At 71.0% G+C, this 16,937-nt stretch carries 14 protein-coding genes and 1 pseudogene; 6 read left to right on the forward strand and 9 right to left on the reverse strand.

The genetic code is table 11. The annotated features are described in order from the left end of the window. Nucleotides 1-88: 88 nt before the first annotated feature. Genes AC54T1_RS02500 through AC54T1_RS02515 form a run of 4 tightly spaced genes read left to right on the forward strand, consistent with a single transcriptional unit; the run spans nt 89 to nt 3,307 of the window. The gene (locus AC54T1_RS02500) at nt 89-733 is read left to right on the forward strand and encodes a hypothetical protein (RefSeq protein WP_496910921.1); all 645 of its coding nucleotides are present in this window, start codon (nt 89-91) and stop codon (nt 731-733) included. A gap of 53 nt (nt 734-786) precedes the next feature. Beyond that, entirely contained in the window at nt 787-1,887 is a 1,101-nt protein-coding gene (locus AC54T1_RS02505) for an amidoligase family protein (protein WP_496910922.1), read from the forward strand. Then, nucleotides 1,884-2,534, forward strand: a complete 651-nt coding sequence (locus AC54T1_RS02510; protein ID WP_496910923.1) for a SigE family RNA polymerase sigma factor — start codon at nt 1,884-1,886, stop codon at nt 2,532-2,534. The genes AC54T1_RS02505 and AC54T1_RS02510 overlap by 4 nt, the downstream gene beginning before the upstream one ends. Beyond that, nucleotides 2,531-3,307: a hypothetical protein gene (locus tag AC54T1_RS02515; RefSeq protein WP_484343764.1), complete on the forward strand. Its 777-nt coding sequence runs from the start codon at nt 2,531-2,533 to the stop codon at nt 3,305-3,307. Before AC54T1_RS02510 ends, AC54T1_RS02515 begins: the two co-directional genes overlap by 4 nt. Nucleotides 3,308-3,322: 15 nt before the next feature. Here the strand turns inward: AC54T1_RS02515 and AC54T1_RS02520 are convergent, their stop codons facing one another. After that, the gene (locus AC54T1_RS02520; protein ID WP_484343765.1) at nt 3,323-4,987 is read right to left on the reverse strand and encodes a diguanylate cyclase; all 1,665 of its coding nucleotides are present in this window, start codon (nt 4,985-4,987) and stop codon (nt 3,323-3,325) included. 370 nt (nt 4,988-5,357) lie between these two features. Between AC54T1_RS02520 and AC54T1_RS02525 the strand changes: the two genes are divergently transcribed. After that, the gene (locus AC54T1_RS02525) at nt 5,358-6,842 is read left to right on the forward strand and encodes an MFS transporter (RefSeq protein WP_496910924.1); all 1,485 of its coding nucleotides are present in this window, start codon (nt 5,358-5,360) and stop codon (nt 6,840-6,842) included. 156 nt (nt 6,843-6,998) lie between these two features. Here the strand turns inward: AC54T1_RS02525 and AC54T1_RS02530 are convergent. Together AC54T1_RS02530 and AC54T1_RS02535 are read right to left on the reverse strand one after the other, a co-directional pair. After that, nucleotides 6,999-7,574: pseudogene (locus AC54T1_RS02530) on the reverse strand (DUF1905 domain-containing protein); the annotation flags it as partial. Beyond that, nucleotides 7,504-7,656 (reverse strand): hypothetical protein, encoded by a 153-nt coding sequence (locus AC54T1_RS02535; RefSeq protein WP_496910925.1) that lies wholly within the window; start codon nt 7,654-7,656, stop codon nt 7,504-7,506. The gene AC54T1_RS02535 and the pseudogene AC54T1_RS02530, both read right to left, overlap by 71 nt. Before the next feature lie 348 nt (nt 7,657-8,004). On the opposite strand from AC54T1_RS02535, the gene AC54T1_RS02540 reads away from it, so the two are divergent. After that, nucleotides 8,005-9,339: an SNIPE associated domain-containing protein gene (locus AC54T1_RS02540; RefSeq protein ID WP_496910926.1), complete on the forward strand. Its 1,335-nt coding sequence runs from the start codon at nt 8,005-8,007 to the stop codon at nt 9,337-9,339. A gap of 185 nt (nt 9,340-9,524) precedes the next feature. On the opposite strand, the gene AC54T1_RS02545 is transcribed toward AC54T1_RS02540, so the two are convergent. From AC54T1_RS02545 to AC54T1_RS02570, 6 genes are all read right to left on the reverse strand, one after another. After that, nucleotides 9,525-10,766, reverse strand: coding sequence for a serine hydrolase domain-containing protein (locus tag AC54T1_RS02545; RefSeq protein WP_496910927.1), 1,242 nt, complete (start codon nt 10,764-10,766; stop codon nt 9,525-9,527). 220 nt (nt 10,767-10,986) lie between these two features. Then, nucleotides 10,987-12,219, reverse strand: a complete 1,233-nt coding sequence (locus AC54T1_RS02550) for a serine hydrolase domain-containing protein (RefSeq protein WP_496910928.1) — start codon at nt 12,217-12,219, stop codon at nt 10,987-10,989. Between the two features lie 122 nt (nt 12,220-12,341). Then, a complete protein-coding gene (locus AC54T1_RS02555; protein ID WP_496910929.1) occupies nt 12,342-13,727 on the reverse strand; it encodes a dicarboxylate/amino acid:cation symporter in 1,386 nt (461 codons plus the stop codon). A 386-nt stretch (nt 13,728-14,113) separates the two neighbouring features. Then, on the reverse strand, nt 14,114-15,226 hold the full coding sequence (locus tag AC54T1_RS02560) for a lytic polysaccharide monooxygenase (protein ID WP_484343771.1): 1,113 nt from the start codon (nt 15,224-15,226) through the stop codon (nt 14,114-14,116). Nucleotides 15,227-15,306: 80 nt separating this feature from the next. Beyond that, a complete protein-coding gene (locus AC54T1_RS02565; RefSeq protein WP_496910930.1) occupies nt 15,307-16,539 on the reverse strand; it encodes a MalY/PatB family protein in 1,233 nt (410 codons plus the stop codon). A gap of 112 nt (nt 16,540-16,651) precedes the next feature. Then, nucleotides 16,652-16,882 carry a hypothetical protein gene (locus AC54T1_RS02570; RefSeq protein ID WP_484343773.1) on the reverse strand — a complete coding sequence of 77 codons (231 nt, stop codon included), beginning with the start codon at nt 16,880-16,882 and terminating at the stop codon, nt 16,652-16,654. Between the last annotated feature and the right edge of the window lie 55 nt (nt 16,883-16,937).

The following is a 16,937-nucleotide window of genomic DNA, read 5'->3' on the forward strand; positions in this document are numbered from 1 at the left end:
ACCTGGTGCGGGCCTGTCGGCCTCCACAGATCACCGTCGAGCGGCGTTCTAAGTGGGCAAGCCCATCCGAACCACCTCAGGAGGACCCATGAATCCCACGACCACCACCCCGGTCCGCTCCCGTCGCCGGCTGGTCACGGGCGTCATCGCCGCCAGCCTCTCCCTCGCCGGGGCCGGTGCAGCCATGGCCGCCGACGGCTCCGGCAGCAGCGCGTCCCAGACGGAGCCGACCGCAGAGCCCACCGTCACGGTAGCCGCCGAGCCGACGGCCGAGGCGACCGTCGAGCCTGGTGCCGAGGCCGCGACGGAGCTCGGCACCGAGCCCGGGCTGCTCACCGCGGACGGCGAGCGCGTGCCGTGGGTCAACGAGCACCAGAAGGAGTACGACGCCCTCTGGGCCGCTGGGTATACCTACGAGGACGTCGTCGCCCTCAGCGACATCTGGGACATCGACACGGGCGAGGTCAAGGTCCGCGCAGGTGCCGCGCTCATCGCTGGCGAGACGCTCCCGGTCGCGCCCGGCTCGACGCCCGTGGCGCCGACGTTCGACGCCGAGGCCATCGACGCCTTCTGGTCCGCTGGGTACAGTGTCGACGACCTCGAGGCCCTCGCGGCCATCTGGGAGACGAGCGACGTCATGGAGGTCAAGGCGCGTGCCGGCCAGCTGCTCATCGACGGCCAGGACGTCCCCGTGAAGCCGTCCGGTCAGACCGTGACCACCGACCAGTCCTGACCGTGCCGCCCGGCACCACCGACCGACGTTTCCTGGCGAGAGAGAGCAACGACGTGGACGAGCTGTCGCTCCGCACCGGCTTCGAGATCGAGCTGCTGGCACCACCCGGGTCCGACCGGCAGGTGCTCGCCGACGAGCTCGCAGCGCGCGTCATGGGGGGCGTGCAGCGCACCTTCCACGCCGACAGCGAACCGTCGGTGGTGCCGGGCGTGGGGGTGTTCCACCACCTCACCCCGGCGTTCGCCGTCGTCGACGAGCGTGGCGAGCAGGTCGCCTCGCTCGTCGACGACATCACCATCCAGGCCGACCTCGTCACGGCACCCGGCGCGGGCAGGGCTGCTCCCTCCCGCGCCGGGCACCGCGGCTGGTACCGGCTGCTGTCCGACGAGCCGCGGCTGCTCCGGCTCGTCGGCCGGCACGCCGACCCCGCGGCACCGCTCGCGACCGTGCTCGACCCCGTGGCCACGCTGTTCGGCGCCACGCCGGAGGTCTACCCCACCGCCGCGCGGGTGAACGACCCGAGCGGCGCGACCATCGCCGTCGCGATGCCTCTGCCCGCGGGGCGTGAGCGCCCGTGCGAGATCGTCACGCCACCCCTGACGTCCGACCACGCGCAGACGCTGGAGCGCGTGCTCGCTCCCGCCCGCGAGCTCGGCTTCACCGTCCCCCGCGAGGCAGCCGTGCACCTGCACGTCGACGGCGCGCCGTTCCGCCACCCGGCGGCGTTCGCGAACCTCGTCCGCCTCTTCACCTCGTGGCGGGACGTCCTCTGGGCGGTGCTCGGCACCAACCCCGCGTGCCGCCGGCTGGCCCCGCTGCCCGCGGAGCTCGTCGCGCTCGTCGAGCAGGAGTGGCGCAGCACCGACGACCAGACCGGCTGGGCGCGCCTGCAGGAGGCGGCGCGAGCGGTCGGGCTGACGAAGTACGCGGACGTCAACCTCGTGCAGCTCGTCAGCAAGCGACCCCTCCGGGACACGGTCGAGGTGCGCATCCTGCCCGGGCTCAGCGACGGATACGAGATCGTTGCGCTGGCCGCCGTCGTCGAGCGCCTGCTCATCCGCTGCCTCGACCCGCGCCCGGTCCCGCCGCCGGCCGTGGACGCCGCCGACGACCCCCGTGCCGCGCTCGACGACCTCCTGGGAGTCCGCCGATGAGCACGTGGACAGACATCCTCAGCCCTGACAGTGCTGCGATCCCCCGGGTCCGACCCGCGACGGACCACGTCACCGACCTCGGCCGGGCACGGCGTGCCCGCCAGTCCCGTCCGGCCGCACACCCTGCTGCCGCCAGCGAGACGACGAACAACGCACCTCTCGACGACGTCGTACGCGCGCACCTGCCCGGCCTGCTCCGCTACGCGACGGTCCTCACCGGCGACGGCCACACGGCCGCCGACCTCGTCCAGGAGGTTCTGCTGCGCGCGCACGTGCGCTGGACGCGGATCTCCATGATGAACCGCCCCGACCTCTACCTGCGGCGCATGGTGACGAACGAGCACCTCTCGTGGCGCCGCCGCTGGCACGAGCGCACCATACGACCGGTCGAGGACGACATCCTCGCGGCGAACACGGCACCCCAGGGCGACCACGCCCACCACGTCGTCGAGGACGACGACATGTGGCAGCGGCTGGCTGCCCTCCCCCCGCGACAACGGACCGTGCTCGTGCTGCGCTACTACGAGGGCCTCGACGACGTGGAGATCGCCACCGTCATGGGGACCTCGGGGGCGACCGTCCGCAGCCACGCCTCCCGGGCTCTCGCCGCACTACGCCAGACCACCACCTCGACGGAGACAGCATGAACGACCACGCCCGTCCAGGGGACGGCCCGCACCCCGAGGACCTGGAGCACCAGATCGCCCGTGCGCTGCGCTCACGCGCCACGGCGGCGCCCGACGCCGAGGCTGTCGCCACCCGCATCGAGGCGCGCCTCGCGGACGGCGTGGTCGGAGACGGCGTGGCGACCGTCGCCGTGCGGCGAGGGCGCCGCGTGATCGTCGCCGGAGCCGTCGGCTCGGCGCTCGTCGTCACCGCTGCAGGTGCCGCCGCCGCCGCCAACCCCTACTCGGGTGTGGCCCGGGTGGTGGAGAACGTGGTGCAGAGCGTCGGCATCGAGTGGTCGGCGATGCCCGACAACTACAGCCGCGAGCAGTACGAGGCGTTCTGGAGCTCCGACTACCCCTACGACGACGCCTTGCGACTGGCCGACGAGTGGCAGGTCGACATGACGGAGACCAAGGCCCGGCTGGGCCAGATGGCCCTCGACGGGCAGCAGATGCCCGAGCCCGCCCCGCGCCCGGACACCCCGGAGAACCGCGAGCTGGATGCCCTCGACGCGTTCTGGGACTCCGGCTACACCGCGGGCGACGTCGAGGAGCTCACCGAGCTGTGGAACGTCGACTTCTTCGAGGCCAAGGCGCGGGTCGGGCAGATGATCCTCGACGGAGAGCCGATCCCCATCGACGAGCCGAACCGACGCGAGGACGTCCCCGTGCGGCCGGACACCCCCGAGGATGTCCCCGTGCGGCCGCAGCCCACCGAGGAGGCTCCCCCGGAGCGTGCGCCGGGCCGCTGACCCGGCGCGTGGCGCTCAGTCGGAGAGGCGGACGGCGTCGCGCCCGTTGCGCTTGACGCTGTACAGAGCGGCGTCGGCCCGCGCGATCATGTCCTCCACAGGCTCCGCGGGCCGACGGACCGCGACGCCGATGCTCACCGTGATGCGCGCACCCGGCACGAGGTCCTGCCACGGGTGGGCGGCGATCGCCCGCCGGATGCGCTCGCACGCATCCGCAGCAGAGACACCCGTCAAGCCGTCGAGGAGGATGGCGAACTCCTCACCGCCGTAGCGCGCGACGACGTCGCTCGCGCGCAGGAGGTCCCGCAGCAGCTCGCCGAACCTCGAGAGGACCTGGTCGCCGACGAGGTGGGACCACTCGTCGTTGACGCGCTTGAAGTGGTCGATGTCGAGCACCGCGCACGCGAACTGGTGCATGGGGTCCTGCGTCCACGTCCCGAGTGCCTGGTCGAGCGCTCGGCGGTTCGGGAGCCCGGTGAGCGGGTCGTGGTGCGCATCGTGGGCCAGGCGGGCGTTGTGCTGCTCCAGCGCGAGCACACGGGCGCGCTCCGCGTCCGCGACACGCTGGGCCTGCTCAGCCTCGAGCCGTGCGCTGAGCAGCTGCGCGCGACGGTCCGCGGTCGCGTCTCCCTGCCGGAGGGTGAGCTCGTGGACCTCCCGCATCGTGCTCAGGGCCGAGGCCAGGTCTCCGCGCCCCTCGTGCGCGTCGACGAGCGTGGTGAGCAGGTCGATGCGCTCTCCGGGCCGGTCGAGGTCCGCGCACAGGTCGAGCCCCTCGACGATCGTGAGGACGGCCTCGTCGAGCCGCCCCACCTGGACGAGCCAGCGGCCGCGCAGCGCGTGGTACGCGATCCGCTGCCGGGCCACCGCGAACGCCGGGAGCATCGCGCCCGCGGCCTCGAGCACCTCCCCGGCAGCTGCGGTGTCACCGGTCTGCATGAGCGCGCCGACGACGGCGAGCCGCGCGTCGATGCTCGTGCGTGAGAGCCCGGCGGCGTCCGCCTCGTCGACGGACTGCCGTGCGGTCGCCAGTGCGTGGCGGGCCGCCGCGACCGCGCCGCGCGGATTCGTCACCGCGAGCCGTGTGCACGTGACGAGATACGCCTTGGCGAGGTTCGTCAGGGCCACCGACGCGTGGTCGGGGTCCCCCGACTCGAGCCAGACCCGGCGCGCCTCGACGAGCATGCGGGCGGCCTGCGGTGCGAAGTGCGGCACACCCAGGTACACGGTGCCGAGGCTGTTGAGGACGGACGCGGTCCCGGCGTCGTCGTCGGTCTCCCGGCGGAGCACGAGGGCCCGTTCGAGCAGGTCGATCGCCCCCTCGACGTCCCCGATCTCGTGGTGGACGAGGCCCTTGCAGACGAGGGCGCGAGACTCCCCCACGAGATCGCCCAGCTCGTGGGCGAGGTGCTCGGCGCGAGCCGCCGCCTCGAGCGCCTCGGAGTCCTCGGCGAGCACGTGGTGCGCGAACGCCGCACAGCAGGACAACCGCATCTCGGCGTGCTCGTCGCCGAGGAGCACGGCGAGGTCGAGCTGTGCTGCTGCGAGCTCGACGCACGCGCGGGGGTCGGTGTCCTGGAGCGTCTCGAGCTCGTCGACGACGGTGTCCCAGTCCGGTGCGGCGTCGAGCAGCACGCCGTCACCCGGCATGGCGGGGCTGAGGTGGTGTGCGTCCGTCATGGACATCGGTCCTGCCTCCACTCACGCAGGGCCCGGGAGCCTGCTCGACGTCCCATCGTCAGGCGCACGCCGGGTGTAAGGAGTGCCCGGGGATTTCAGCGGGTGAGCGGGGGGCGGAATACGCCGGCGGCCGCGCTCGTTGGCGTCGGAGCGCGCAGCAGCGCGTGTTCCGTGACCGCGCGTCCGTCGGCTCGATCGAGCGGAAACGTGCCTGTCACAGTGGCGCTGTAGGGTCGGCCGCCGAGCCGGTGCTGTCTCGCCCGCCTCACCGCCGCACCCTTCTTGGAGAATCATCATCGTCTCGTCCACGCCCCCGGGCACACACGCCACCGACACCCGTGCAGGATCCCCGGACGAGGGCACTCCCCTCGTGCCCGAGGCGGACAGCAGGCCCGGCGACGCCGGACCTGACGGCTCCGGGCCGGCGATCGCCCCGGACCACCCGCGGCGCAGGTGGATCCTGCTCGGCGTGGTCGCGCTCGCCCAGCTCATGGTGGTGCTCGACTCCACGATCGTGAACATCGCGCTCCCCGCGGCCCAGGCAGACCTCGGCATGAGCGACGGCGACCGCAGCTGGGTCGTGACGATCTACGCGCTCGCGTTCGGCTCGCTGCTGCTGCTCGGCGGACGGATCGCCGACTACTGGGGCCGCAAGCGGTCCTTCGTCGTCGGGATGGCCGGGTTCGCCGCGGCCTCGGCCGTCGGTGGCTTCGCGACGACGACGGAGATGCTCCTCGCTGCCCGCGCGGGCCAGGGCCTGTTCGCCGCGCTCCTCGCTCCCGCGGCCCTCGCACTCCTGTCCGTGACGTTCCCGTCCGGCAAGGACCGCGTCAAGGCGTTCGCGGTCTACGGCACGGTCGCCGGGTCCGGCGCCGCCATCGGTCTCGTCCTCGGTGGGGTGCTCACCGAGTACCTCAGCTGGCACTGGTGCCTGCTCGTCAACGTCCCCGTCGCGCTGCTGGCGATCGGCGCCGCGATCCCGCTGGTCCGTGAGAGCCGCGCGGACGGCGACACCCGGTACGACATCCCCGGGGCGGTCCTCATCACCGCCGGCCTCGCGTCGGTCGTCTACGGCTTCTCGCGCGCAGAGCTCGGGTGGGACCGCGCCGACACCATCGGCTTCCTCGTCGCCGGCGTCCTCGCGATCGCCGTGTTCGTCTGGTGGGAGAGCCGCGCGAGCAACCCGCTGCTGCCGCTGCGCGTCATCCTCGACCGCTCACGCGGGGGCGCGTTCATCGTGTCCGTCGTCATCGGTGCCGCGCTCCTCGGTGGGCTGCTCTACCTCACGCTGTACTTCCAGATCGTCCTCGAGATGAAGCCGCTCACCGCTGGCCTGGCCTCGCTGCCGATGACGGCGGCGATCATGATGACCGCGCCCTTCGTCGCGCGGCTCCTGCCCGCCGTGGGGCCGCGCGTGCTGCTCACCGTCGGCCCGGTCCTCGCGGCCGTCGGGGTGCTGTGGTTCACCCAGGTGTCCGTGGACTCGAGCTACGTCGTCCACGTGCTGCCCGGCCAGATCATCCTCGGCATCGGCCTCGCGACCGTGTTCGTCCCCATGCAGAACGTCGCCCTCTCCGGCATCGAGCCGCGCGACGCGGGTGTCGCCGGCGCGGCGCTCACCGCGACGCAGCAGATCGGCGGATCCATCGGCATCGCCGTCTTCACGGCTCTCTACACGACGGCGGCAGCCGCCTCCCAGAGCGGCAACCCGCTCGAGGGCTTCGTCGACGGCTACTCCACCGTGTTCCTCGCCTCGGGCCTCGCGCTGCTCGTCGCCGGGCCGCTCGCGTGGTTCATGGTGCGGGTCGACAAGTCGTCGTTCGGTGGCACGTCGGAGGTCGTCCACCTCGGTTGAGTCACGCGTGCGCTTCCGACGGGGCGTGCCTCTCGCGACAGGGCGTGCGTTCCTGCGCACGTTCTGTCTTGGAAGGCACGCCCCGACGACGATGTCGGCAGTCCTCGGTGATCCCAACGGCGGTGTGTCAGGCGGTGATCGTGCGCCAGCGCCGGTGGGCATGAGCCCGACGTTCATCATCGGCATGCCGTCGACCGTCGCGTCGACCCGGACGGAGCGCCCGGTGCCGAGGAGCTCGACGCCCTCCGGCACTTCGACGCACGCCCACGTCTCGCCGCGCACCTCCACGCCGATCGGAGCGGTGAACGTGTGGTCGAGAGGCCGGGGCTCGGTCATGGACCGACCCTGCCGGATCCGGCCGCGCCCCGACAGCCCTCGCTGGTCGATGTCGAGGCGGACTCGCCCGGACGCTCGAGTCGAGAACTGCGAGGAACTCGCCGCGATCGGGTGGCACGGCGGCCTCGGTCCCCCAGGATCGGGCAAGCGCCGGTGCGCTGATCTTCGACGTCGAGAGTGGATGCGAGAAGTGGGGTTACCACCAACCCACGGCTGGTGACCCGAGGTAGTAACCGTGACATCGATTCTGACGCCGCGCTCTATGCGGCGCTGCCCGGTGGCTTCCCGAGCGGAACCGGTACGGGGATCGATGCCATGCCCCCCCTCACGCGGCGCGCATCGTGACGGAACTGACGAGTAAAACGTCGCGGCTGCCGTGGAAATGGCGCTCGGCATGTCTGAAGCCGACCGTGCCGTGGTTCATCTCACCCTCTTCGGCATCCGTGAACGGCGCGAAGTCCCCCACCGTCTCAGCCACGCGCTAGGACGCCCTCTGAGCAGGACGGGCCCGGGCAATGCTGCGCTTGCCAGCCAGCCTCTGGCCGTCTCGGTCACGACGGGAGCTCGCGATGTGGGTGCTGGGCTCAAGGCCATCGTCCTCGACAGAGTTGCCAGGCGGACTCTTCCCCTCAAGACCGCGCAAACCTCTCACTCTTCGCTCCTTCGTGACGATGACCCCGTAGAGAAACAGGAAGACTGACATGCCCCCCGGGAGAGAACCGATCCGTCGGCTACGCACTCTGCCCGCCCTCATGTCCGGCAAAACTTCGTATCCGCGACGCTGCGCGCGTCGCTGAATCCCTCATCGACTGAGACGAGCCCAGACATGACCGAGCCGTTCGCCCAGCCCTCCTCGTCGAGCTCTGGCATCCCGCTCTTCGGCGCGCGCAAGAAGGCTCGGCAGCTCGCCGACGAGACCGAGACTCTCCGCGCCGAGCTCCGCCGCGTAGGTGCGCTCGACGCGATGCAGATCGAGCAGGAAAGGGTCGCCCTCGGCCGCCGCCACGACGAGGAGGTCGCGTCAATCCAGGAACATCTGTGGCGGTTGCGGCGAGAGGCGGAGCAGGTCGCCAGGGATCTCGAAGAGGCGATCGACCACCTGCGTTCAGAGCAAACGGCCCTGCAGAGCTCCGTCGTCGACATGGAGGAGACGGCGCTCCTCCAGGAGGTCGGCATCTACGACTACGAGCACCCGTTGGCGAACGCTGACGCCTACCGGGACCGGCTCGCTTCCCTGCGGGAGGCCATCAAGTCGATGGCGAGAGTCAATGGCGGAGCCGTCGAAGCCGCCATCGGCTGGACGGTGAACGGCTCCAAGGCTGAGGGAAAGCGAATGGTCAGCCAAACCTCGAAACTCATGCTTCGCGCTTACAACTCAGAGGCAGACTCCCTCGTCCGCAGCCTCAAGCCGTACCGTCTGTCGGCCAGCGTCGAGCGTCTGGACAAGACTGCCGCGACCATCGCCAAGCTTGGCACGTCGATGAGCATCCGCATCTCCCCCAGCTACCACCACCTACGGATCCAGGAGCTGACTCTCACCGCGGACTTCCTAACGAAGGTCGCTGAGGAAAAGGAACGCGAGCGTGCCGCCCGCGAGGAATTGCGCGAACAACGGAAGGCCGACGCCGAGATAGCCCGCGAGCGCCAACGGCTCGAGAAGGAACGGGACCACTACACCAACGCCCTGGCCGCATTACGAGCCAACGGCGACATCGAAGGGGCGGCGCGGCTCGAGGCACAGCTGGCGGACGTCGACCGCGCCATCAGCGACGTCGACTACCGCGCAGCCAACCAGCGCGCCGGGTACGTGTACGTGATCTCCAACATCGGAGCTTTCGGGGACCAGATGATCAAGATCGGCATGACGCGCCGCCTCGACCCCATGGACCGCGTTCGAGAGCTTGGTGACGCCTCGGTGCCGTTCGGCTTCGACGTGCATGCGCTGTTCTTCGCAGAGGATGCCGTGGGTATCGAGGGGGAGATGCACCGCCGGTTCGCGGCAGTGCGCGTGAACCGCATCAACCTACGACGTGAGTTCTTCTACGCAACCCCCAACCAAGCCCTCGAACAGCTCCGCGATCTCGCGGGCGAGGTGCTGTCCTTCGAGGAGATTCCCGAGGCGCTGCAGTTCCGGCAGAGCCTGAACCTGCGGTCCGGATAGAGAACCAATTTGACCGGGAGAACCGCCGGCGACGTCATCACCGTCTAGGGGCGAGGCTCTCGCTCCCACGTCCGTTAGGACCGCGATCCCCGTCGGGGCCACGTGCACAGGGCGGAGCGTGCAGGTGTCCGCACGCTCCGTCCTGGTTATGCCCGGCGACCCGGTTCCAGATCGGTGACGCCTCTTCAGCCCTCCGACGCGCCGCAGATCGCCCCGTCGACGACATCCTCGACGGCCGCGACGTTCTCCATCGACGCCGGCAGGTGCGTCGCGACGACGACTGCACCGCGACCGTCCTCGGTGACCCCGTTGGCGCTGTGGTACCCGAAGATGTCACCGCCGTGCCCCCAGTACTCCCCGCCGCAGCTCAGCGGCGTGCTCGTCAGGCCGAGGCCGTACCCGACCCCTTCGCCGAACTCTTCCGCCGGGACGGTGGTCTGCATCTCCTCGAGCGACGCGGGCTCGAGGAGCTCGCCTCCGACGAGCGCGGAGAAGAAGCGGTTGACGTCGCTCGGCGTCGAGATCATCTGGCCGGCTGCCCACGCCATGGACGGGTCCCAGCCGCTGACGTCGACAAGCTCGCCGTCGGCGTCCGCGTAGTAGCCGTGGACGTACGGTTCGGGGAGCGTCCGGTCACCGACGCCGGGGAACGACGTCTCGGTGAGGCCGAGCGGCTCGATGATCCGCGTCGTGATCTCCTCGTCCACCGGGCGGTCCGTGACCTCCTCGATGATGAGCCCCGCGATGAGGTAGTTGCTGTTGCTGTACGACCAGCCCTCGCCCGGCGCGAACTCCACAGGTGCCTTGAGGGCGCTGTCGAGGAGGGTGCGGGGGTCGACGTACGTGTCCTGCCAGCTGAGGTAGGTGGCCGGGTCCGTGCCCATGACCTCGAGGACGTACTCGCCGAGACCGCTCGTGTGCTGCAGGAGGTTCCGGACGGTGATGGCGTTGCCGTCGATGCCCTCGCCGTGGATGAGGCCCGGCAGGTACGTCTCGACGGGAGCGTCGAGGTCGACGAGGCCCTCCTCGACGAGCTGCATCATGACGACGGCGGTGTAGCTCTTGGTGTTCGAGCCGATCCGCACGTGCCCGTCGACCGGGGGCGGCGTGCCGGCCTCGAGGTCGCCGACGCCGGCCACGTAGTCGCGGATGGTGCCGTCCGCGTCGCGGACCGACGCGAGGGCGCCGGGGGCGGGGTAGTTCCCGTCGGCGATGAGCGCCGTGAGGGACGTCTGGACCGCGTCGTTCTCGCCGACGGTCACGTGGGAGGTGTTCTGGTCGGCGGCTGCCGCGTCGTCGTCGTCGCTCACGGCCAGCTCGATGCCTGCGGAGAGCAGGCTCCCGGCAGCCACGACGCCACCGATCGTCAGCCACAGGGTGCGGCGGGAGCGGAAGGGGGACTGGGTGCGTTCCTGGTTCGTGGTCATACCTCCAACCTAGGGACGGCGAGCACGCGGCTCGATGGCGCTGCCACCCGTCTTCGAGGTGTCCCTCGCTCCCCCTCAGGGGTAGACCCAGCCCTACCCCGCGCGGTCCAGGTGGTCGGAGCCGTCGGACGCGCACCGGCGGACGCGCACCGGCGGACGCGCGACGACCGCGTGGCGACGGAGGTCGCCACGCGGTCGTGGGAGGTGGGGCGCGTGGGGTTCAGCTGTCGGCGGGGGTCTCGCAGAGCTCGGCGTCGATGAGCGCACCGACCTCGAGGATCTTGTCCATGCCCTCGGGGATGATCGTCGTCGACACGACGGCGCCTCGTCCGTCGTCGGTCATGCCGGTGGCCGTGTGGTAGCCGGGGATGTCCCCTCCGTGGCCCCACGCGACGCCGCCGCAGCTCAGCGGCGTGCTGTAGATCCCCATGCCGTACCCGACGCCCTCGCCGAGGTAGTCCGCCGGGACCGTCTGGAGCATCTCGTCGAGGGTCGCGGGCTCCAGGAGCTCACCTCCGAGCAGCGCCGCGAAGAACCGGGTGATGTCGCTCGGGGTGGCGATCATCTGCCCCGCGGCCCACCCCATGGACGGGTCCCACTCGGTGACGTCGACGAAGGGGTCGTCCGGGCCGGCGTTGTAGCCCTGGGAGTGGGGGTCGGGCATCGACTGGTCGCCGACGCCGGGGAAGTGGGTCTCGGTGAGCCCGAGCGGCTCGATGATGCGCTGCTCGATCTGCTCCGCGATCGGCCGGCCGGTGACCTTCTCCACCATGAGCCCGGCGACGAGGTAGTTGGTGTTGCTGTACGACCACTGCTCACCGGCGGGGAACTCCGCTCCCATCGACATTCCGTAGTCGAGCAGCGTGCGGGGGGACACGTACGTGTGCTGGACCGCGAGGTGGTCGGCCGCGTCCTCGCTCATGTGGGGGACGAGGTACTCACCGAGCCCGCTCGTCTGCTGGAGCAGGTCCCGGACGGTGATGGCGGTCGGGTCGATGCCCTCGCCCCGCACGAGCCCGGGCAGGTACGTCTCGATCGACGCGTCGAGGTCGACGAGCCCTTCGTCGACGAGCTGCAGGACGACCACCGCGGTGTACGTCTTCGTCGTGGAACCGATCCGCACGTACCCGTCGGCCGGTGCTGCGTCACCCGTCTCGAGGTCGCTCACGCCCGCGGCGTACTCGCTGATCTCACCGTCGGCGTCACGGACGGCGGCGGCTGCTGCCGGGTAGAGGCCGGTGTCCACGAGGGCCTCGAGGCGCCCCTGGATCGGGTCGTCACCCGGCGCGGCCGTGGCGGCGGGGAGCGTGGGCCGGTCGGCGGCGCTCGCGCCGACCGCCAGCTGCACCCCTGCCGAGAGGAGCGAGCCAACGGCCACGACGCTGCCGATCGTCCACCACAGCGTGCGGCGGGAGCGGGCGGTGGACGGGTGGGACTCGTGGTTCGTCGTCATACGTCCACCGTAGGAATCGGCGGCCCGGGGCTCGATGGGGCTGCCACCCGTCTTCGAGGTGCTCTCCGCTCCCCGTCGACGGGTAGACCCAGCCCTACCCCGGTGCCGCCGATCGGACCTCGTCAGGCGACGACGAGGTCCTTCTCGTCCTGGGTGCCCGCGTCGGGGCCCGCCTCGACGGCCTCGGCCGGCTCGTCGTCGGCGAAGAGGTCCTCGCTCGTCGCGGACCGGTACTGGGCCTCGTCGAGGATGCCCTCCCGCTTGGCGACGATGGTCGGCACGAGCACCTGGCCCGCGACGTTGACCGCGGTGCGGCCCATGTCGAGGATCGGGTCGATCGCGAGGAGCAGACCCACGCCGGCGAGCGGCAGACCGAGGGTGGACAGCGTCAGCGTGAGCATGACGAGCGCTCCCGTGAGCCCGGCGGTCGCGGCAGACCCGACGACGGACACGAACGCGATGAGCAGGTAGTCCGTGATCGACAGGTCGATGCCGAAGATCTGCGCGATGAAGATCGCGGAGATTGCGGGGTAGATCGAGGCGCAGCCGTCCATCTTCGTCGTGGCACCGAGCGGCACCGCGAACGACGCGTACTCGCGCGGGACCCCGAGGTTCCGCTCCGTCACCCGCTGCGTGACGGGGAGCGTGCCGATGGACGACCGGGAGACGAATGCCAGCTGGATGGCGGGCCACGCGCCGCGGAAGTAGCTCGAGATCTTCAACCCGTTGGCCTTGAGGAGCACGGGGTAGAGGACGAAGAGCACGAGCGCGAGCCCGACGTAGACGGCGACGGCGAACGTCGCGAGCGGCGAGAGCAGGTCCCACCCGTACGCGGCGATCGCGTGGCCGATGAGGCCGAGCGTGCCGAGCGGTGCGAGGCGGATGATCCACCACAGGACCTTCTGGATGATCGTCAGGGCCGAGCGGTTGAACGCGAGGAACGGCTCGGCCTGCTTGCCGACCTTGAGGGCGGCGATGCCGATGACGAGCGCCATGACGACGATCTGCAGGACGTTGAAGGACACCGAGGTGCTCAGGCTGCCGTCGTCGCCGGAGGACGTGCTCGCCCCGAGGCCGAGGAAGTTCGCGGGCAGGAGGCTGTCGAGGAAGTCGAGCCAGCTGCCGGTGCGGCCGGGCTCCTGACCGTCGGCCGCGCTGAGGCTCGTGTTCTCACCCGGCCGGAAGATCAGCCCGAGCGCGATGCCGATGGACACGGACACGAGGGCCGTGATGGCGAACCACAGGAGGGTCTTCCACGCGAGGCGCGCGCCGTTGGCGACGTTCTTGAGGTTGGCGATCGACGCGACGATCGCGGTGAACACGAGCGGCGGGACGATCGTCTTGAGCAGCAGGACGAACGACGACCCGATGGTGTCGAGGGTGGTCGTCAGCCAGTTGGCGCCGCCCTCGGGCGTTCCGTCGTCGACGGTCCCGATGGACAGGGCGGCCCACCCGAGCAGGACGCCGAGGACGAGCGACGCGAGGATCTGGACGCTGAACGAGGGCATCCGCAGACGCCGACGGGTGGTGCTGCCCGACGCTGCGGGCCTGGCGTCCGAAGGACGCGCGGAAGGTGTGGTGGGCACAGGTGTGCACCTTTCGAGAACGGTGGGACGAGGAGGTCGAGCAGGGTCAGCGGGCGGGTCGACAGCCCTGCGTACACCCGGCGCCCGGCACGGACAGCGCACGCACCGCGTGCGCGTCGTCGTGGTGCGTGGTCTCAATCCACCCCTGGATCACGGCGTTCTCCTGTGCTCTGTGCGCGTGCGTTGTCGCACGTGGTCTGTACGTCAACCGGACGTGCCCCGCAGGTATTCCACCACGCACGGCCCGGCCCGGACCGTCGGTGGACGGTCCGGGCCGGGGCGACGTGCGGTGATGCGTGCGGCGTGGGTCAGGTGGTGGCGCAGGTGACCGTCGGTGTGCCGGGGGTCCCGCTGCCGATGAACCCTGCGGTGACCGTCTCGCCCGCAGCCAACGAACCGTTCCAGCTGGCGTTGGTGATGCGGGTGCCGGTCAGCGTCCCGCCCCACGCCTGTGTCGGGGTCACTCCGGAGAGCGCCGCGCTCCAGCCGCTGATGGCTGCGTCACCGGCAGTCACCCGTACCTCACCCTGGTATCCACCCGGCCACGTGTTCGTGATCCGGACGACGGCGACGCACTGGTCAGTTCCCGGCACGGGGTCGGTCGGGTCCGTGGGATCCGTCGGGTCCGTGGGGTCGGTCGGGTCGGTCGGGTCCGTGGGATCCGTCGGGTCCGTGGGATCCGTCGGGTCCGTCGGGTCCGTGGGATCCGTCGGGTCCGTCGGGTCCGTGGGATCGGTCGGGTCCGTCGAGCCGTCGCCGCCGATGTTGATGTCGCTGCACAGGTAGTAGGGCTGGTCGAGGTGGCTCGCCTGCCAGACCGTGAACAGGACGGCTCGGCCGCTGCGGTCGGCGGGGATCTCGACGTCCGCGCGGTAGGGGGAGCTCGTCGGGTAGGACCCGGTCTCGGTGAGCAGCTCGAGGTCGTCCCAGCCGAGAGCCTCGGTGGTCGGGTCGAACCCTTCCTCGGACACGTAGATCCGCAGGTAGTCGGCTCCGTGGTTCGCGCCGTCGGTGAGCGTCAGCGTGAATTCGTGCTCGACGTCGGTCATCACCCACTCGCCCGGGGTGTCCATGTAGTTGTAGCGACCGTTCTCGGTGCGGCCGCCGCTGCACAGCTGGCCGTTCGGCACGGCCGCCTCGTGGTTGCCGCCCACGTTCTCGCGGTAGAGGCCGTTCCAGTTCCACATGGCGTTGGGGTCGGCCTCCCACGCGCCCGCGCACATGGGGTCCGTGTCCGCCATGTTCGGGTCGAGGTGGTTGTCTCCCCAGCGCTCGAGACACCCGTAGTTCCGGGTGGGCGGGTCGGTGACCGACCCGTGTGCGGCCGCGGGTCCGGCCGTGAGGGTCGCGACTCCCAGGGGGACGACGAGGGCGAACGGTAGGGCGACGGCGACTCTGCGCGCGCGGGCACTGACGGACATGATTGCTCCCGGTGTGAGTGTGCGGTGGTGCCCACACCGTCACACAGGTGTCCGTTTGAATGCCATGGGTCCGTTTGGTGTTAAACGTTTCGCCTGCGGAGCCGACGCGGCGTGGGGGTGTCGAGCGCGGCCACCATGCGCTCGACGGCCTCGGTGAGGATCGCCCGCGACGTGGCGAGATTGACCCGCGCGAACCCCTCGCCGCCGGCCCCGAACGGCAGGCCGGAGGTGAGTGCGACCCTCCCGCGCTTGAGCAGCTCCCGCGCCGGATCGTCCCCCAGGCCCTGCCCTGCGGCGTCCCGCACGGCACGGAGGTCGACCCAGGCGAGGTAGGTCGCGTCGGCCGGCTGCACGACGGCGTCGGGCAGGTGCTCGGCGAGGAGGCCGGTGAACAGCGACCGGTTCGTGTCGACGGCGGTCGTCACCTCGTCGAGCCAGCCCCGGGCATGGGTGAGGGCTGCCGAGTGGGCGATGGCCGCGACGTGGCTCGCACCGTGGTCGGCGATCTCGGCGATGTCCCGGACGTCGCGCGTGGCCTGCGGTCCCCCGATCGCGAGCGCGGCCTTGAGGCCGGCGAGGTTCCATGCCTTGGAGGCGGAGACGAGGCTGATGGCGTTCTCGGCGCCCGGGACGGTGAGGATCGGCGTGAACACGGACCGGCCGAGCTCACGCTCCGCCGCGGGCGACGTGATCGGCGCGTGGATCTCGTCCGCGACGATCCGCACGCCGTGCCGACGGGCGAGCGCGGCGACCGCCGTGAGCTCGTCCACCGTGTGCGCGACACCGGTCGGGTTGTGCGGGTTGCACAGGAGGTACGCGCTCGCCCCGTCGGCGAACGCCGCCTCGAGCGCGTCGAGGTCGATGCGCCCCTCCGGCGTGAGTGCCGCCGTCGCGACACGGCGGTCGATGCCGCCGACGAACGAGTAGAACGGCGCGTACACGGGCGTGTTGACGACGACGACGTCGCGCGGCTGGGTGACGACCTTGAGCACGTCGGTGATGCCGATCATCACGTCGGTGAGCATCCGCACCCGCGACGGGTCGAGGGACCAGTCCCAGCGGTCGGCCGCGAACCCCGCGAACGCCTCGGCGTACGCGTTGCTCCCCGGGTAGCCGGTGTCCCCGCGCCGCATCGCGTCATGCACCGCCGCGACGACCGGCTCCGCCTGCGGGACGTCCATCTCCGCCACCCACAGCGGCAGCACGTCGGGCGGGTAGGCCCGCCACTTCTCGCTCGTCCGTGAGCGGAGCTCGTCGAGGGTGAGGGTGTCGAAGATGGTCGGGGCGGCGCTGGTCGTCGGTTCGGCACTCATCCTTCGACCGTATCCCGGGCCGACGACACACGATCGCCGGACGAGCGTCCTGCCGCGTCACGCCGGTCACACCCGACCACGCGGCGGTGCGCAGCGATGAGCACCGCGACGGTCAGGGCAGCGGTGCCGAGCGGTCGACGAGCTCGTGGGCGCGGACGATCTCCGCGTCCGTCGCCTCGGCCGCGTCGGTCTGGTCGAGCTCGGTGAGGAGGTCCACCAGGGCCTGGCGCTGCGCGGGATGCTCGAACGGCAGCAGGTCGAGCTCGGTGTTTGTCAGCCAGAAGTGGAGGACGACCGCGTCCGCGCGCCACAGGTCGAGCCTGAGCACGGGGAAGTCGGTCATCCGACCAGCATCACCCTGTGGACAGGTTCACACAAGAGGGCGGAGGGCCAAGTAG

The organism is Sanguibacter sp. Z41_6 (assembly GCF_059621145.1).